The organism is Mesorhizobium sp. CAU 1732 (assembly GCF_039888675.1).
Taxonomy (GTDB): domain Bacteria; phylum Pseudomonadota; class Alphaproteobacteria; order Rhizobiales; family Rhizobiaceae; genus Aerobium.
In genome coordinates, this window is record NZ_JBDQQR010000001.1 from 918,398 (window position 1) to 934,211 (window position 15,814).

General features: G+C 64.2%; 14 protein-coding genes and 1 riboswitch. Of the genes, 3 read left to right on the forward strand and 11 right to left on the reverse strand.

The features are described from left to right. Window positions 1-2: 2 nt before the first annotated feature. Genes AAFN55_RS04615 through AAFN55_RS04625 form a run of 3 tightly spaced genes read right to left on the reverse strand, consistent with a single transcriptional unit; the run spans window position 3 to window position 2,691 of the window. Entirely contained in the window at window positions 3-875 is an 873-nt protein-coding gene (locus AAFN55_RS04615) for an ABC transporter permease (RefSeq protein ID WP_347797699.1), read from the reverse strand. Continuing rightward, window positions 872-1,678, reverse strand: coding sequence for an ABC transporter ATP-binding protein (locus tag AAFN55_RS04620; RefSeq protein ID WP_347797700.1), 807 nt, complete (start codon window positions 1,676-1,678; stop codon window positions 872-874). The genes AAFN55_RS04615 and AAFN55_RS04620 overlap by 4 nt, the downstream gene beginning before the upstream one ends. Further along, window positions 1,678-2,691 (reverse strand): ABC transporter substrate-binding protein, encoded by a 1,014-nt coding sequence (locus AAFN55_RS04625; protein WP_347797701.1) that lies wholly within the window; start codon window positions 2,689-2,691, stop codon window positions 1,678-1,680. The genes AAFN55_RS04620 and AAFN55_RS04625 overlap by 1 nt, the downstream gene beginning before the upstream one ends. 171 nt (window positions 2,692-2,862) lie before the next feature. Here AAFN55_RS04625 and AAFN55_RS04630 point away from each other — a divergent pair, with 171 nt between their 5' ends. Further along, window positions 2,863-3,585 (forward strand): fumarylacetoacetate hydrolase family protein, encoded by a 723-nt coding sequence (locus AAFN55_RS04630; protein WP_347797702.1) that lies wholly within the window; start codon window positions 2,863-2,865, stop codon window positions 3,583-3,585. 67 nt (window positions 3,586-3,652) lie between these two features. Here the strand turns inward: AAFN55_RS04630 and AAFN55_RS04635 are convergent, their stop codons facing one another. The 5 genes from AAFN55_RS04635 to AAFN55_RS04655 form a co-directional block, all read right to left on the reverse strand. Beyond that, the gene (locus tag AAFN55_RS04635; RefSeq protein WP_347800183.1) at window positions 3,653-4,657 is read right to left on the reverse strand and encodes an ABC transporter substrate-binding protein; all 1,005 of its coding nucleotides are present in this window, start codon (window positions 4,655-4,657) and stop codon (window positions 3,653-3,655) included. Beyond that, window positions 4,654-5,409 (reverse strand): ABC transporter ATP-binding protein, encoded by a 756-nt coding sequence (locus AAFN55_RS04640; protein ID WP_347797703.1) that lies wholly within the window; start codon window positions 5,407-5,409, stop codon window positions 4,654-4,656. The genes AAFN55_RS04635 and AAFN55_RS04640 overlap by 4 nt, the downstream gene beginning before the upstream one ends. Further along, window positions 5,406-6,203, reverse strand: a complete 798-nt coding sequence (locus tag AAFN55_RS04645; protein WP_347797704.1) for an ABC transporter permease — start codon at window positions 6,201-6,203, stop codon at window positions 5,406-5,408. The genes AAFN55_RS04640 and AAFN55_RS04645 overlap by 4 nt, the downstream gene beginning before the upstream one ends. A gap of 25 nt (window positions 6,204-6,228) precedes the next feature. Continuing rightward, window positions 6,229-6,837 (reverse strand): YkoF family thiamine/hydroxymethylpyrimidine-binding protein, encoded by a 609-nt coding sequence (locus AAFN55_RS04650; RefSeq protein ID WP_347797705.1) that lies wholly within the window; start codon window positions 6,835-6,837, stop codon window positions 6,229-6,231. After that, window positions 6,828-6,941, reverse strand: a riboswitch (TPP riboswitch). (Overlaps the previous gene by 10 nt.) A gap of 85 nt (window positions 6,942-7,026) precedes the next feature. After that, window positions 7,027-7,932, reverse strand: coding sequence for a LysR family transcriptional regulator (locus tag AAFN55_RS04655; RefSeq protein ID WP_347797706.1), 906 nt, complete (start codon window positions 7,930-7,932; stop codon window positions 7,027-7,029). 120 nt (window positions 7,933-8,052) lie between these two features. On the opposite strand from AAFN55_RS04655, the gene AAFN55_RS04660 reads away from it, so the two are divergent. Both AAFN55_RS04660 and AAFN55_RS04665 read left to right on the forward strand, forming a co-directional pair. Then, entirely contained in the window at window positions 8,053-9,564 is a 1,512-nt protein-coding gene (locus AAFN55_RS04660; RefSeq protein ID WP_347797707.1) for an aldehyde dehydrogenase family protein, read from the forward strand. 6 nt (window positions 9,565-9,570) lie between these two features. After that, entirely contained in the window at window positions 9,571-10,803 is a 1,233-nt protein-coding gene (locus AAFN55_RS04665; protein ID WP_347797708.1) for a pyridoxal phosphate-dependent aminotransferase, read from the forward strand. Between the two features lie 24 nt (window positions 10,804-10,827). Here the strand turns inward: AAFN55_RS04665 and AAFN55_RS04670 are convergent, their stop codons facing one another. From AAFN55_RS04670 to AAFN55_RS04680, 3 genes are all read right to left on the reverse strand, one after another. Next, entirely contained in the window at window positions 10,828-13,980 is a 3,153-nt protein-coding gene (locus tag AAFN55_RS04670) for an efflux RND transporter permease subunit (RefSeq protein ID WP_347797709.1), read from the reverse strand. A 1-nt stretch (window position 13,981) separates the two neighbouring features. Continuing rightward, window positions 13,982-15,136, reverse strand: a complete 1,155-nt coding sequence (locus tag AAFN55_RS04675; protein ID WP_347797710.1) for an efflux RND transporter periplasmic adaptor subunit — start codon at window positions 15,134-15,136, stop codon at window positions 13,982-13,984. Between the two features lie 70 nt (window positions 15,137-15,206). Then, on the reverse strand, window positions 15,207-15,686 hold the full coding sequence (locus AAFN55_RS04680; protein ID WP_347797711.1) for a MarR family transcriptional regulator: 480 nt from the start codon (window positions 15,684-15,686) through the stop codon (window positions 15,207-15,209). Window positions 15,687-15,814 lie beyond the last annotated feature (128 nt).

Genomic DNA, 15,814 nt, shown 5'->3' on the forward strand with positions numbered 1-15,814 from the left:
ATCTATTTCGCCGCCTTCCTGAGGGCATTGCTGCTCGTACGATGCCAGAAGACGAATTTATACTGCATCCAGGAAACGAGGCCGAACATCAACAGCCCAAGCAGGCTGAGATAGATGATGAGCGAGAAAACACGCGGTGTGTCGAGCTGCGCCGCCGCGACGCGGATCAACTCTCCGAAGCCGCGACCGCCGCCGAGGAACTCGCCGGCAATGGCGCCGGACACGACGCTGATGGCCGCGATCTTGAGCCCGGTGAAGAACTGCGGCAGGCCGGTCGGTATCTTCAGCTTGACGAGCGTCTGGAGGCGCGAGGCACCGATGCTCTTGAACAGCATCTTCGCATTCTCGTCGGCCGCGTGAAGACCGGCAGCCGTGCCGACGATGATCGGGAAGACCGAGATGAACGCCGCGAGCGCCACTTTCGAGGAGATGCCGAAACCGAGCCACGCGACGAAAAGCGGTGCGAAGGCAAGTTTCGGCATCGTGTCGATGGCGACGATATAAGGCATGACCGCGCGCTCGCCGACGGAGGTTTCGCCGACGAGGACGCCTAGCGAGACGCCGATCGCCAACGCGACCACGAAACCCCAGATCACTTCCTGTGTCGTGACCCAGAAGGCCGCCAGCATGTAGTTGCCGGAGAGCAGACTTCTGCCGACGAAGCCGAGGTCGATGATCGTTTCGATCGGCCTCGGCAGGATCAGCGGCGAGACGATGCCGGCCGACGTCACCAGTTGCCACAGGCCCAGGAAGACGGCCATGAGCACCACCATCGAAACCCAGCGCGGGACGGACGATGCGATCGAGACGCGCTCGGTCCAGACCGTGTCGCCGTCGGGCGCTATCGCCGTGCCGGCCGCTGACAGCTCGCTCATAGGAACGCTCCCTTGTCGAGAAGATTGCGGATCGTGCTGACGTGTTCGCCGAATGCCGGCAACGTCGCCATCTCCAGAGTGCGCGGGCGCGGCAGGTCGATTTCGACCGTGCGGACCACCCGCCCAGGACGCGCCGACATGACATGCACGACATCCGAGAGGATCACGGCCTCCGAGATCGAATGCGTCACGAGGAATGCCGATGCATTGCGCTCCATGCAGACGCGCTGCAGTTCCATGTTCATGAAGTCGCGCGTGATCTCGTCCAGCGCACTGAAGGGTTCGTCGAGGAGCAGCACGTCCGGCTCGGATACGAGCATGCGGCAGATCGCGGCGCGCTGCGCCATGCCGCCAGACAGTTGCGAGGGGTAGGCCTTCTCGAAGCCCTTGAGCCCAACGAGTTCGAGCAAGGCGAGCGCCTTGGGTTTCGCCGCTTCGGCCGCGGCCTTGCCTTCGCGCACCTCGATCGGGAGCAGGATGTTCTGCAATGTCGTGCGCCACGGAAAGAGCGTCGCCTGCTGGAACATCATGCCGATGTCGGGGCGTGCACCCTTCACCGGCGTGCCGGAGAGGATGACGCGACCCTTCGATGGCGGTGTGAGACCCGCCATGATCTTGAGCAGCGTGGACTTGCCGCAGCCGCTCGATCCGATCACCGAGTGGAACTCGCCCTGTCGAAGCGTCAGGTCGACGCCTTCGAGCGCAACGACGTCACCGTCGCCATAGGATTTCGAGACGTTGGTCAGTTCGTAGATCGGCGTTGGCCGGGATGTGTTCCCGGCCGCCATTGCTGTGGATGACATCACTTTGCGTTCCACGCTTCCACGAACTGGTTCGTGTATGCCTGAGTGAGATCGGGCAGCGGCGCGTCGAGATCGCCGGAATTGACCAGCGTCTGCTGCCAGCGCTCCCAGGCTTCCGGGTTCTGGTAGCCATAGCCCTTGCTCGCATCGAGCGGCGCAGTCAGGTTGAAGTAGACATCGAGGAGCGCATTGGCGAATTCCATGTCTTCAAGCTGCTGCGGGTTGCCGAGGTTGGCGTGTTCGAGCGTCGCCTCGCGGTTGGCGGGGTCGATGCCGAACTTGATGCCCTTTACGAGCGCACGGCCGAAGCGCTCGATCACGTCGGCATTCTCTTCCATGTAGGCGCGCGTCACGACATAGCCGTTGCCGAAATAGCCCTGGAACTCCGGCGGCGTGAGGATGCGCAGGTCGACGCCGCGAAGCTGCAGCGTGGCGACGCCGGCCGTATCCGACGCATAGGCGTCGATCGACTTCTGCATGAAGCCCGCGACCGCCATGCCGCCTTCGCCGACCGTGATGAACTCGTAGTCGGCGCCTTCCTTCATGCCCTCGGCATCGAAGATGGAGCGCACGAATGCGACCTCCGCACCGTCCGAGGTTCCGACGCCGATCACCTTGCCCTTGAGGTCGCTCGGCGACTGGAATTTCGACTCCGCGGGGACGACGAGATTGAACTGGCTGCGGGTGAAATAGTTGTAGATGTAGACGAGGTCTTCGCCGCCTTCGCGGGCGTTCAGGAGCGGACCGGGGCCAGGGTGCCCGAGCTGCGCCTGACCGGCGAGCAGGGCCTGGATGACCTGACCCGAACCGTTGACGCTCTGGGGCTGGATCACGAGGCCTTCTTCCTCGAAGTAACCTTCGCCCATCGCGTTGTAGAGCGCGAAATATCCCAGCCCGCCCGGGCTCGGGAACGCGATCGTGAGCTCCTGCTTGTCCTGCGCCGCCGCGAACGGTGCCGACAGGAGCAGCGAAACCGACGCGACCGCTGCGATGAACTCTCTTCTCTTAAACATGGTTCATTCCCCTTCCGTTGTCTCTGCAACTGGCGCTCAGGATGCACCAACCAAAAAAGCTGTCAACAGAAATTCATATTTCTGCGCTTACGATCATAATATGCAGATTCTTCTGGACACGGTTCCGATCGCGCATATGCTTTGCGTCGAGTGAAACCGACGGAATCCACGATGACACACGACGCCAAGCATGCCGTTCCAGCCCCAATCCAGAAGACCCTGCCGATCGTCGGATCGGATGAGCGTTTCCCCGTGCGCCGCATCTACTGCGTCGGTCGCAACTATGTCGCGCATGTTCGCGAGATGGGTGGCGACGAGACGCGCGACTTTCCGCTGATCTTCCAGAAGCCGGCGGATTCGGTGGTTCAGGACGGCGATGTGGTTCCCTATCCGCCGAAGACCGACAATTTCCACTTCGAACTCGAACTGATGGTCGTCATGAAATCCGGCGGCTACAACATTCCCGAAGACGAAGCGCTGTCGCATGTCTTCGGCTACGGCATCTGCCTCGACATGACGCGCCGCACCCTGCTCGACACGCCGGATGGCCCGAGGCTTCCGTGGGAGTTGAAGAAGTCGTTCGACCACTCGGCGCCGCTGGGGCCCATCTACCCCGTGGAGCAGGTCGGTCACCCGTCGAGCGGCAGCATCCGGCTCGAGGTCGATGGCGTCGCGAAGCAGGATTCGGATCTCAACCTGATGATTTGGCGCACGCCGGAGATCATCTCGACGCTGTCGCGCTATTTTTCGCTCGAGCCGGGTGACGTGATCATGACCGGCACGCCGGACGGCGTCGGCCCGGTGCTGCCGGGCAACGTGCTGGTGGGAAGCATCGACACGCTCGGCACCCTGACCGTGACGATCGGCGAGCCGGCGGTCGCATCTGCCGCCTGACCTTCAAGGATATGAAAAAGCGGCCAGCCTCGCGGTTGGCCGCTTTGCTTTTAGGGGCTGATCCCGATCAGTCCAGATAGGCGTTGGTGTAGTAGGTCGTGAAATCGGGGCGGTCTTGGAGCGGGTTGCCATCCACGTCGACCAGTACGTCCGCCTCCATCAGGAAGTTGGCGGTCGCTTCCATCTTCGCGGGGTCGATCGTTCCGATCACCCCGTCGGCGCTTCGGAAGTAGTGCCCGTCGATCAGCGCCTGAAGCGATGCGCGGATGAGCGTGCCGTCGGTCAGGACATCGCTGTTCGCCGCAATGAGGATGCCGGCGGCTTCGTCCGGGTTTTCCACCGCGAAGGCATAGCCGCGCCGCGTGGCGGCGATGAAGGCGGCGGCCGTTTCAGGGTTTTCGTCAAGCCACGCCTGGCTCGATCCTATAAAGTTGGTGTGCTGATCGGGCACGCCGTAGGCGTCATAGCGGAAGGCGCGCTGCGAGACGCCTTCGAGCTTGGCCTTCACGCCTTCCCACGTATAGACTTCAAGCGTGAAATCGACCGCGCCATTGGCGAGCGCCTGATAGGCGGACGTGCCCAGCGTGACGGTCTCGAACGTGCCTTCGCCGCCATCGTGGCGGATCATCGAGCCGATGAGCGTCGTTTCCCAACCGCTGCCGAAGCCGCCATAGGTCATCCCGTCAAGATCTCTCGGCCGCTGGATGTCCTTGCGATTGCCATTGAAGACGAGGCGGCCGGTCTCGGTCTGCACCAGCGCATAGGTCGCGACGAGGTCGGCGCCCGCCGTTCGCTGGGTGAAGAGCCCCAGAACGCCGAGAATGCCGAAATCGGCGACGCGATTGGCGACAAGCGTGCCGGCTGCCGTGTCGCTGTAGGGCAGGATCTGAACCTCCAGCCCCGCCTCGTCATAGTAGCCCTTGGCCTGCGCGACATAGAGGCCGATGTGGTTCGTGTTGGGCGTCCAGTCGAGCGCGACGGTCACCGACTGCGACTGAGCGAACGCCAGACGTGGCACGAAGGGGGCGGCGAGCGCGGCGGCGATCATCTGGCGGCGGGTGGGCATGGTCAGGTCCTCTTGTCGGGATTGAGAAGTGTCTGCAAAAGCTGCGCTTCGATGGCGCTCGCCTCGGGCGTGGCAAGATCAATGCGGGGACGCCGCAGCGGCACGGCGATTTCGGTCATGACCCGTGCCGGCCGCGCGGTGAGAACATAGATCCGATCGGACAGGAAGACCGCTTCGCGTACGTCATGCGTGATCAGCAGCGCTGTCCACCGGTGATGGTTCCACATGGTTTGAAGCCATTGCTGCATGCCGGCCCGCGTCAGCGCGTCCAGCGCACCGAATGGCTCGTCCAGCAGGAGCATGTCGCGGTGCTGGACGACGGTGCGCAAAAGAGCGGCCCGCTGGCGCATCCCGCCCGAAAGCTGCGCGGGATAGTGGCGCTCGAAACCATCGAGGCCGAATTCGGCGAAGAGCGGTGCGACCTGCGCGCGGGCCCGGCTGCGAGCCATCCCCCGCACTTCGAGGCCGAGCGTGGCATTGTCGATGATGCGCCGCCACGGCATCAGTGCGTCGCGTTGCGGCATGAACGCGAACGGGCGACGGTCTTTCATGAGCGGCGTGCCGTCGAACAGCACTTCGCCGCCATCCGGTTCAACCCCTCCGGTGAGAAGCTTGAAGATCGTCGACTTGCCCGCGCCGGATGGCCCGAGGATGGACACGAACTCGCCCGGCTTCACGGTGAGCGAGATGTCGGCCAGCACGTCGAGATCGCCGAACCTTTTTCGTAAGTGCCGCAGCTCGAGCCGGTTGGCGCTCATCGGCGCTGGTCCCCGTCGAGCTGCTGCCACGGCATCGCAATGCGCTGGACGAGCATCGCCGTGGCGAACAGGACGAGCGTCAGCGTGGCGCTGATCACGACGGCTGCGAGCACCAGATCCGGCCGGAAATTGTTCTTGGCGTTGAGGATGTAGATGCCGAGCCCCTTCGCCGCCCCGGCATATTCCGCGAAGATCGCGGCGACCACCGCATAGGTGATTGAAATGCGCAGCCCCGCGAAGAAGTAGGGCAGGGCCGACGGCAGCCGCGCGGCGATGAAGATGCGCCACCGCGATGCGCCCATGGACGCGAGCAGGGCCTCGATATCCCTGTCGGTGGACGCATAGCCCTGGACGAGTGCCACCAGCATCGGAAAGAAGGTGACGAGCGCGACGAGCACGATCTTCGGCGTCAGGCCGAAGCCGAACCACAAAACGATGAGCGGAGCGATCGCGATTAGCGGCAGGGTCTGGCTGATGATGAAGACGGGAAAGAGCGCCCGGCGCAACGGTTTGAAGAAATCGATCGCCACCGAGAAGGTGAAGGCGGCCGTCAGCGAGCAGGCGAAGCCCAGGAGCGTCGCGCGGATGGTTGGCAGCGTGTTGTCGATGAGCGCCGCGCGATGCTGCACCATCTGCGCGAGCACCCGCGACGGTGCCGGCAGCGTGGTCGGCGAGATGCCGGAGGTCTGCGCGTAGAATTCCCACGCGGCAAACAGCGAACCGACCGACACGATGGCGGGGCCGGCCTTGGCGAACGCGGACGCGACCGCCCGCGCGGATGGTGATGAGGGCATGAGGGATCTATCGTCGCTGTGGGCGTCAGCGCGGCGTCGGGCTGTTCGCCGAAACCGTCAGGTCGATCGTCACATGCCCCTCGGGAGGCCCGAACTTGCAGAACGCGGCTTCCAGCGCGGCGAAGACGGGGCCGGCATCGCCGCCCAGCCGGGTACAGAAATTCTTCGAGCGATCGAACACGCCGGAGCGCTTCACGAAGTCGATGCAGCCGTAGATCTCGTCCATGTGATCGCCTTCGCCCATCACGTAGAGCGAGAATTGCGCGGCGATCGTAGAGCCCGTGTGCGGCGCGCCGGCTATCGCCGCGAATGCCGCATCCTTGCGCTGCTCGATCGGCTCGCGAGGACCGTTCAGTTGCGGGGACGCGCAGATCGCGTCGTCCGGCTCGCCCGGGCATCCGCGCGAGATCGCAGCCGAAAGCACGCAGTGGATGCCGCTCGCGGCCGTCGCGACGAACAGGTCGCGCATCGCCGGAAACAGCACTTCGGGCGGGCCGACGAGAAGCGTCGAGATGTCGTCGGTCTCGATTCGCAATTGATCGCGATAGGGATCGAGCGCGCCGAGCGCGCTCATGATGACGCCGACGAAATCGCCGGTCATGGGATAAAGGGAAATCTGTGCGCCTGAAAACATAGCCCGCCTCGCTCCGCTGGTATTACCCAGATCAGCTTCTAGGGTTTGAGGGCTTCGCGCCCGCGTCTCAGCCCCGACAATACGGAGCACCCCTGTGGATGGGCGCAAACAATCAGATCGACGCCCGATGGGCAAGAGCGAATCTGCATTTGTGGACAGGTTCGCGATCAGGCTGTCCCACGTGACCGCTCAGGCGACGCCGCTCGTCGCGACCTGTGCCACCATCCAGTCGTGCAGGCGATTGACGAGGGGATTTTCCAGCTCGCGATCCGGCACCACGAGATAGTAGCTGTTCTCGGTCGGCAACGGGATGTCGACCACGACCTGGAGAATGCCCTGATCCAGTTCCGTTTCGATGAGATAGCGCGGCACCAGCGCGAAACCCATACCTGCGGTTGCGGCCTGGATAACCATGTTGAACTGGTCGAACCGGTGGCCGCGATAGGATGAGACCTCGTCGCCGCGCACCTGCCTGAACCAGTCGCTCCACGCTTTCGGGCGCGTGTCGAGATGCAGCAACGGCCCCCGCTCGATCAGGCTCACCATGTCGCCGTCCGGCCGCTCGAGAAGCGTCGGGCTCGCCACGGGCAGGATTTCCTCGCGGCAGATGTAGCGGCAGGTCGCGCCGGCCCAGATCGGGGCGCCGTAATGGATGGCCGCGTCGAACGACTTCTCCTCCAGGTCGAAAGGCCGTGAATGCGAGAAAACGTTCAGCGCGATGTCGGGGTTGTTCTTCAGGAAATCGGGCAGGCGGGGCAACAGCCATCGTGCGCCGAATGTCGGCAGGGTGGCGAGCGTCAGCGACGTCGACTGCGACGATGTCATCACGCGCAGCATCGATTCCTCGGTTTGTGCAAGGATCCGGCGCACGTCGGGCAGGAATTTTCGCCCCGCGCCCGACAGGACCACGCGCTGGCGCACCCGCTCGAACAATGCGACGCCGAGCTGCGCTTCCAGATCCTTGATCTGCCGGCTGATGGCGCTCTGCGTCAGGTGCAGTTCCGTCGCCGCAAGCGTGAAATTCGCATGCCGCGCAGCGCATTCGAACGCTTGCAACTTGGTGATGTCAGGTGTCAGTTTGCGGGTGAGGGTCATCTGGATATCGCATCAACTTAGCCGCATTTAGCGCAATCGCCGGAGCAATCCGAGTCTTAAGTTGCCGGGCAACATTCGCCTGGGCTGACCCGAAACGAAGAAAAGCAAGGAAAAGCGATCATGGATATCAGACAGGAAACCACGGACATCCTCGTCCGTCTCGGGCTCGACGCAAAGGTGCTCACGGCTGGCGACATGGCCGTCAGGAGCCCCGTGTCCGGCACGGAGATCGCATCGCTGAAGACGATTTCGGAAGCGGACGCGAAGAAGGCCATCGAGGCCGCCGACGCCGCATTCCGCGCCTGGCGTCTCGTGCCGGCGCCGCGCCGCGGCGAACTGGTTCGCCTGCTGGGCGAGGAACTCCGCGCCTCCAAGGAAGACCTCGGCCGTCTGGTGTCGATCGAAGTCGGCAAGATCCCGTCGGAAGGCCTGGGCGAAGTGCAGGAGATGATCGACATCTGCGACTTCGCGGTCGGCCTGTCCCGCCAGCTCTACGGCCTGACGATCGCGACCGAGCGTCCGGGCCACCGCATGATGGAAACCTGGCATCCGCTGGGCGTCGTGGGCGTCATTTCGGCCTTCAACTTCCCCGTCGCCGTCTGGTCCTGGAACGCGTGCCTTGCATTCGTCTGCGGCGACAGCGTCGTCTGGAAGCCGTCCGAAAAGACGCCGCTCACCGCGCTCGCCTGCGAGGCGATCTTCGCCCGTGCGCTGAAGCGTTTCGGGGACGCGCCGGAAGGACTGCTCCAGGTTCTGATCGGCGATCGCGCGATCGGCGAAGTGTTGGTGGATCATCCCAAGGTTCCGCTGGTGTCGGCGACCGGCTCGACCCGCATGGGCCGCGACGTCGGCCCGCGCCTCGCCAAGCGCTTTGCGCGCGCGATCCTCGAACTCGGCGGCAACAATGCGGGCATCGTCTGCCCATCCGCCGATCTCGACATGGCGCTTCGCGCCATCGCATTCGGCGCCATGGGAACCGCCGGGCAGCGCTGCACCACGCTGCGTCGCCTCTTCGTGCACGAAAGCGTGTATGACGCGCTCGTTCCGCGCCTGAAGAAGGCCTATGAGAGCGTCTCCATCGGCAGCCCGCTGGAAAGCGCGGCGCTGATCGGCCCGCTCATCGACAAGGCCGCATTCGACAATATGCAAAAGGCGCTCGATGCGGCGAAGTCTCTCGGCGGCACGGTCACCGGCGGCGCGCGTTTCGACACGAAGGATGCGGACGCCTACTACGTGCGCCCGGCAATCGTCGAAATGCCGAAGCAGGACGGACCGGTGCTCGAAGAAACCTTCGCACCGATCCTCTACGTCATGAAATACAGCGACCTCGACGCCGTGCTCGAAGAGCACAATGCGGTCGCGGCCGGCCTCTCGTCCTCCATCTTCACGCGCGACCTGCAGGAATCCGAGCGTTTTCTGTCGGCTGACGGTTCCGATTGCGGCATTGCCAATGTGAACATCGGCACGTCCGGTGCGGAGATCGGCGGCGCGTTCGGTGGCGAGAAGGAAACCGGCGGCGGCCGCGAATCCGGCTCCGACGCATGGCGCGCCTACATGCGCCGCGCGACCAACACGGTGAACTACTCCAAGGCCCTGCCACTGGCGCAGGGCGTGTCCTTCGACGTCGAGTAAACGAAGATGAGCAAGCACGAACGCAGCGAGGCGGGGTTTCGTCCCGCCTCCAGGGTCGCCTCGATCGGCGTCTCCGAGATCCTTCAGATCGGGCAGCGCGCGGGCGCGATGAAGCGCACTGGGCGACCCGTGATCGTGCTTGGCGCCGGCGAGCCGGACTTCGACACGCCGGACAACGTCAAGCAGGCGGCCTGGAGGGCGATCCAGGCCGGCGACACGAAATACACCAACCTCGACGGCTCGCCCGCCATGAAAGACGCGGTCCGGCACAAGTTCAGGACCGAGAACGGGCTGGATTTCGCGGCAAACGAGGTCACGGTCTCGACCGGCGCGAAGCAGGTCCTGTTCAACGCCTTCATGGCGACGCTCGACCCGGGCGACGAGGTCATCATTCCAGCGCCCTACTGGACGTCCTATATCGACATCGTGCGGATCTGTGGCGGCGTGCCGGTCACGGTCGAGGGCAGGGCGGAGAACGGATTTCGCATCACGGCAGAGCAACTCGACGCGGCGATCACCCCGCGCACGTGCTGGGTGCTGCTGAACTCGCCGTCCAATCCAAGCGGTGCCGCCTACGGTGAAGAGCATTATCGGCCGCTGCTGGACCTGCTGCTCGACAGGCCGCATGTGTGGCTTATGGCCGACGATATCTACGAGCACATCGTCTATGACGGTTTTCGCTTCGTGACGCCGGTCGCGCTCGAGCCGCGCCTTCGCGAGCGGGCGTTGACGATCAACGGCGTCTCGAAGGCCTATGCCATGACTGGGTGGCGCATCGGCTACGCGGCGGGACCCGCCGACCTGATCAAGGCCATGGCCGTGGTGCAGAGCCAGGCGACGTCGAACCCCACATCGATCAGCCAGGCTGCGGCGATCGAGGCGCTGACGGGCACGCAGGATTTCATCCCCGAACGCCGCGACAGCTTCCGGGCGCGTCGTGATCTGGTCGTAAGCGGGCTGAACGCCATCGACGGCATCGAATGCCGCATGCCGGAAGGCGCGTTCTACGCGTTTGCGAGTTGTGCGGGCCTGCTCGGCGGCAAGACCCCGGACGGCGACGTCATCGGCTCCGACCGCGACTTCGCGAACTACCTTCTGGAGAAGGCAGAAGTTGCGGTCGTGCCGGGATCGGCATTTGGCCTCAGCCCGTTCTTCCGCATTTCCTATGCGACCTCGCAAGGCGAACTGGAAGAAGCGCTGCGACGCATCTCTGCTGCCTGCGTGGAGATCGCCGTATAGCGATCCCCACAGGATTTCGTCGCATCAGGCCGGCCTCTGTGCGGCACTTTCCTCACCGTCCCCATGGCCCTCGTGATCTTCGGGCGCCTTTGGCAAGAACGGTGCGAGCCGCCGCGTGATGCTGTCGATGTAGGACAGGATCACCGGCACGACGATCAGCGTCAGGATGGTCGAGCTGATCAGGCCGCCGATCACGGCATGCGCCATTGGCGCGCGCTGCGCACCGCCGCCGCTGACGGCAAGCGCGAGCGGGATCATGCCGAAGATCATTGCAAGCGTGGTCATGACGATCGGCCGAAAGCGGATCGAGCCGGCGCTGACCAGCGCTTCGGTGAGCGACAGGCCGCGTTCGCGCTCCTTGTTGGCGAAATCCACCAGCAGGATGCCGTTCTTCGTCACCAGACCCATCAGCATGATGAAGCCGATCAGCGAGAACATGTTGATCGTGCTGCCGGTCACAAGCAGGCCGAGCAGGACGCCGATGAGCGAGAGGGGCAGGGCGGCCATGATGGCGATCGGCTGGGTGAAGCTGCCGAACTGCGACGCCAGGACGATGTAGATGAAGATGACCGCCATCGCGAGCGCGGTGACCATGTGGCCGACCGTCTCCTCCATGTTCTCGGACTGGCCGCCGAGCTGTATGCGGTAACCAGCCGGAAGCTCGTATCTCGCTATGAGGGACTGGAGGTCCGTGGTCGCGTCGCCCAGCGTGCGGCCGGCAACGTCTGCCGATATGAGAACCTCGCGCGACATGTCGAGCCGGCGGATTTCCGATGCGGTCCGTACAGCCGAGATGTCCGCGACCTGGTCGATGCGAACCATGACCGGCGCGCCGCTCGCATCGGTGCTGCCCGTCGTCATCATCAGTTCGCTGATCGCGGTCATGTCTGTCCGCTGATCCTGCGGGAGACGAACGACGACCTCGTAGGTCTCGCCGAGCGAGTCGGTCCAGTTGGTGACCTCTTCGCCCCCGACGAGCGGGCTCAGCATGTCGCCGAGCTGCTGCACGCCGATGCCGAGATCGCTTGCGGCCTCGCGCTTGAGGCGCACCGAGACGATCTCGCTGGTCTCCTCCGCGCTGGACGCAACATCGACCATTCCCGGGATGCGGCGCATGTCGGCGATGATGTTGGTCGCGATCTCGTCGAGGACCGCGCGGTCGTCGCCGAGAATGCTGAGTTGGATCGGGCTCTGGCCACCACCAAGTCCCTCCTGGACGATCGCGATGTCGATGCCCGGAATGGCAGCGAGGCGCTCGCGGATCGGCTCGCCCAGCATCGCGGGCGTGCGTGTGCGCTCCGCATGAGGCACGAGCCGCACCAGCACGGCCGCCTTGTGCTTGCCCATCGCTCCGCCCGTGTTCACTGTCGAGTATATCGCCGAAACTTCGGGGAACTCGCGCAGCGCGCCTTCCACCTGGCCAAGCTTGGCACGCGTATAGTCCAGTGAGGAACCGACCGGCGCGGTCACGTTGATCTGGAACCGGCCCTCGTCGGCGTTCGGCACGAACTCGGCGCCGACGAGCGGAACCATGAAGACGCTGCCGACGAAGATGGCGACGGTCGCCATCAGCGTGACGAAGCGGTGCCGCAGCGTCCAGCCGATGAGGTTTCGGTACTGGCCTGCCAGCTTTTCGAAACCGTGGTCGAAGCGGGCGATGATGCGGCCGATCGGACCACGCTTGGCATTTGGCTGCGCATCCGGATCGTACCAGACGCTGGACAGCATCGGGTCGAGCGTGAAGGCGACGAAAAGCGATATCAGCACCGCAGCCGAGACCGTCACGCCGAACTCGTAGAAGAAGCGTCCGACAATGCCTTCCATGAAGGCCACGGGTAGGAACACCGCGATGATGGTCGCCGTCGTCGCCATCACGGCAAGGCCGATCTCGTTGGTGCCGTCGAGCGCTGCCCGGAGATGCGATTTGCCCATATGGAGATGGCGGGTGATGTTCTCTCGCACGACGATCGCGTCGTCTACCAGAATGCCGATGGAGAGGGTGAGTGCCAGAAGGCTCATCGTGTTGAGCGTGAAGCCGAGGGCGCTGATGACGGCGAGCGTGCCGATCATTGCGATCGGCAAAGTGAGGCCGGTGATGACCGTGCTGCGCCAGGAATTGAGGAAAAGGAAGACGATGGCAATGGCGAGCGCTGCGCCCTCCATGAGCGTCGCCTGGACCTGATCGACGGATTCCTGGATCGCGACGGACGAGTCCGTGACGATGCGAAGCTGCACGCCCTCGGACGCAAGTTCCTCGTTGAGCTGTTCGAGGCGCTGCTTCACATCCGTGACGACCTGAACCGTGTTCGCGTCCTGTATCTTGACGATGTCGAGCGCCAGCGCCGGCTCGCCATTGTAGATCGCGAGGCTTTCCGCGTCGGCGGCGCCGTCGCTGATCGTCGCGATGTCGCCCAGATAGACCGGGCCGCCGCCGCGCCGCGCCACGATCATCTCGAGGAAATCCTCGGGCTGCTCGATACGACCCTGGACCTGGATCGTGCGCTCGCTGAAGTCGCCGATCACACTGCCGGCCGGGCGGTTCTGGTTGCCGCTGCGCAGCGCGCCCACGACTTCGTCGATTCCGACGCCGAGCGCCCGCATGCGGGTCTCGTCGATGCGAATGTCGATCTGGCGTTCCTGTCCGCCCACCAGCGTGGCCTGGCCGACGCCCGAGATGGTCGTCAACTGGCGGGCGACGCGCTGGTCGGCGAGCGTGGTCAGTTCGGGCACGCTGAGCGACGGCGAACTGACCGCCACCGACAGGATCGGCTGGTCGGACGGATCGAAGCGCGAGACGAGCGGCTTGTCGACAGCGGCGGGGAACTGCGCTTCCAGGGGCGCAACCTTTTCGCGGACGTCCTGTGCCGCGGTCGCTCCCTGCACTTCCAGCTTGAACTGGGCGACGACGACGGAGCGGCCTTCATAAGACGTCGACGTCACGCTATCGAGGCCGCTGATCGAGTTCAGCGCTTCCTCGACCGGACGCGTGACCTCGGTCTCTACCGTCTCCGGCGTCGCGCCGGGATAGCTGGTCACCACGACGACGACGGGAACATCGACGTTCGGATACTGGTCGAGGCCCAGGCGCTGGAACGAGAACAGGCCGAAGACCAGCAACGCCACCATCATCATGGTGGCGAAGACCGGATGTTTGACCGAGATGCGTGTGAGAAACATGTCAGCCGGCCTCCGAGACCACGGCAGCCGTATCCGGCTCGAGTTCGGGGAGTGGCGCGACCACGATCGTGTCGCCGGTGTCGATGCCGTCGGCGATCTCGATCGAATTGCCGCCATTCCAGCGCGCGCCGACGCTCACGGGCTGGCGCAGGAGCTTGCCGTCCGCAAGCTTGAACACATAGGCTCCCGCCTCGTCCTCGCGCAGCGACGTGGAGGGCAGGACGAAGACGTCCTTGCTTTCGCGCACCTGGATCGAGCCGGTCGCGAACATGCCGCCCCACAGCCGTCCATCGGTGTTCTCCAGCCTTATGTGGACCGCCACGAAACGCGAGCCTTCGTTGACGACGGGATTGATGCGGTCGACCGTTCCGGTCACGGATTGCCCGTCCAGCCCATCGATCTGCAACGTGGCCACCTGACCCACCCGAAGGCGCGTGATGTCGCGTGTCGAGACCAGAACCTCGGCCTCGAGGACCGAAGTGTCGACTATGGTGAGAAGATCGGCATTCGCCGTCGCCGGCGCGCCGGGCTCGACCGAGCGGCTGGCCACCACGCCGTCGAACGGCGCGATGATCTCGGCGTCGCGCAATGCGGTCCGCGCGGTTTCGGTCTCGGCCCCAAGCGCCTGGACGTTCGCGCGCGCTGCTGCCACGTCACTCTGCGCCTTTTCGAGCGCAGCGCGGGTTGCGAAGCCACGCCGCGACAGCTCTTCCGTCTTGTCCAGCGTCTGCTCGCTCAGCACCAGTTGGGCGCGCGCCGCATCGAGGTTGGAATCGCGCTGCACGACTGCGGACTGCAGATCCTCGGTCTCAAAGCGGATCAGCACATCGCCGGCCTTTACGGCCTGACCGGCGCGCGCGTTGACCTCGTTCACGGTCCCGCCGACCTTGGCCCTGAGCACCACGCGGTTGACAGGGCGGAGCTCGCCGCTGACGCGCAGCGTCTCTTCCATGGAGGTGGGCTTCACCCGATTGACCTCGACCTCTGCCAGTTCAAGCGGACGCGGCGCGGCGCGGTTCGCCGCAGAGCTGTCGATCTCGGTCCGAGCATTGGCGTCGAGCGCCGCCGGCCCGACGCCGAGATACGAAACCCCTGCGTAGATGCCGCCGATGAGCAGCGCACCGAGCGCCAGCTTTGTCGTCCATTTGCGGGCCATGTAAGCTCTCTTTGTTTAGTACAAACTGAACAGCGCGCCCGCAGATAGCCCGCCGACGCGAATGAATGGCTTATGCAGTTTCTGATTGTCTCAGGAGTTCCTCGGCCTCGGTGATCCCGAGTGCCAACCCATCGGCCGCCTTGCGCGTATAGACCGCGGTGGCGTGCAGACGCTGCTTTGCCTGTTGCTTGTGATCCGGCAGCCGGGCCTCGATCGAGTGATAGAAATTGGCTGACCACCACAGTTTTTCGAGCTGGCGCTTGAACAGCCGCACCATTCCATCGGGGACGATCTGGTAGTGATCCTGGCGGTCTCCCGGCCTGGAGACGCGCTCGATCAGCCCCATCTCCGCCAGCATCCGCGCATTCGTGCTGATGCTGCCCCGGCTGACCTGAAGCTTGTCTGCCAGTTCCCCGAAGCTGAAAGGACCGCCCTCGAGCAAAAGAAGCCCGAAGAGCCGCCCTGCGATGCGGGGCATGTTCTGCTCCTGGAACCGCAGCCCGACCGTCTCGATGAATTCTACGGCGGGATCGTCATCGTAACTGTTCATGGGCGTCAGATAGTTCCAGCAGTTTGTTTTGTCAAGACTGAATGAAATGACGCAAAACCAAGCTTGGGTGATGGGACGCGTAAGATCGCTCTGTAGGGGTGTTGATGCCGTGGCAGGTGTGTTCGGTT

What these genes read in the sequence shown, in the direction of transcription:
- AAFN55_RS04630 (WP_347797702.1), top strand. Translation starts at nt 2,863, where the DNA reads ATGACACACGACGCCAAGCATGCCGTTCCAGCCCCAATCCAGAAGACC.
- AAFN55_RS04655 (WP_347797706.1), bottom strand. Translation starts at nt 7,932, where the DNA reads ATGACCCTCACCCGCAAACTGACACCTGACATCACCAAGTTGCAAGCG.
- AAFN55_RS04670 (WP_347797709.1), bottom strand. Translation starts at nt 13,980, where the DNA reads ATGTTTCTCACACGCATCTCGGTCAAACATCCGGTCTTCGCCACCATG.
- AAFN55_RS04625 (WP_347797701.1), bottom strand. Translation starts at nt 2,691, where the DNA reads ATGTTTAAGAGAAGAGAGTTCATCGCAGCGGTCGCGTCGGTTTCGCTG.
- AAFN55_RS04615 (WP_347797699.1), bottom strand. Translation starts at nt 875, where the DNA reads ATGAGCGAGCTGTCAGCGGCCGGCACGGCGATAGCGCCCGACGGCGAC.
- AAFN55_RS04640 (WP_347797703.1), bottom strand. Translation starts at nt 5,409, where the DNA reads ATGAGCGCCAACCGGCTCGAGCTGCGGCACTTACGAAAAAGGTTCGGC.
- AAFN55_RS04680 (WP_347797711.1), bottom strand. Translation starts at nt 15,686, where the DNA reads ATGAACAGTTACGATGACGATCCCGCCGTAGAATTCATCGAGACGGTC.
- AAFN55_RS04620 (WP_347797700.1), bottom strand. Translation starts at nt 1,678, where the DNA reads ATGTCATCCACAGCAATGGCGGCCGGGAACACATCCCGGCCAACGCCG.
- AAFN55_RS04660 (WP_347797707.1), top strand. Translation starts at nt 8,053, where the DNA reads ATGGATATCAGACAGGAAACCACGGACATCCTCGTCCGTCTCGGGCTC.
- AAFN55_RS04645 (WP_347797704.1), bottom strand. Translation starts at nt 6,203, where the DNA reads ATGCCCTCATCACCATCCGCGCGGGCGGTCGCGTCCGCGTTCGCCAAG.
- AAFN55_RS04665 (WP_347797708.1), top strand. Translation starts at nt 9,571, where the DNA reads ATGAGCAAGCACGAACGCAGCGAGGCGGGGTTTCGTCCCGCCTCCAGG.
- AAFN55_RS04675 (WP_347797710.1), bottom strand. Translation starts at nt 15,136, where the DNA reads ATGGCCCGCAAATGGACGACAAAGCTGGCGCTCGGTGCGCTGCTCATC.
- AAFN55_RS04650 (WP_347797705.1), bottom strand. Translation starts at nt 6,837, where the DNA reads ATGTTTTCAGGCGCACAGATTTCCCTTTATCCCATGACCGGCGATTTC.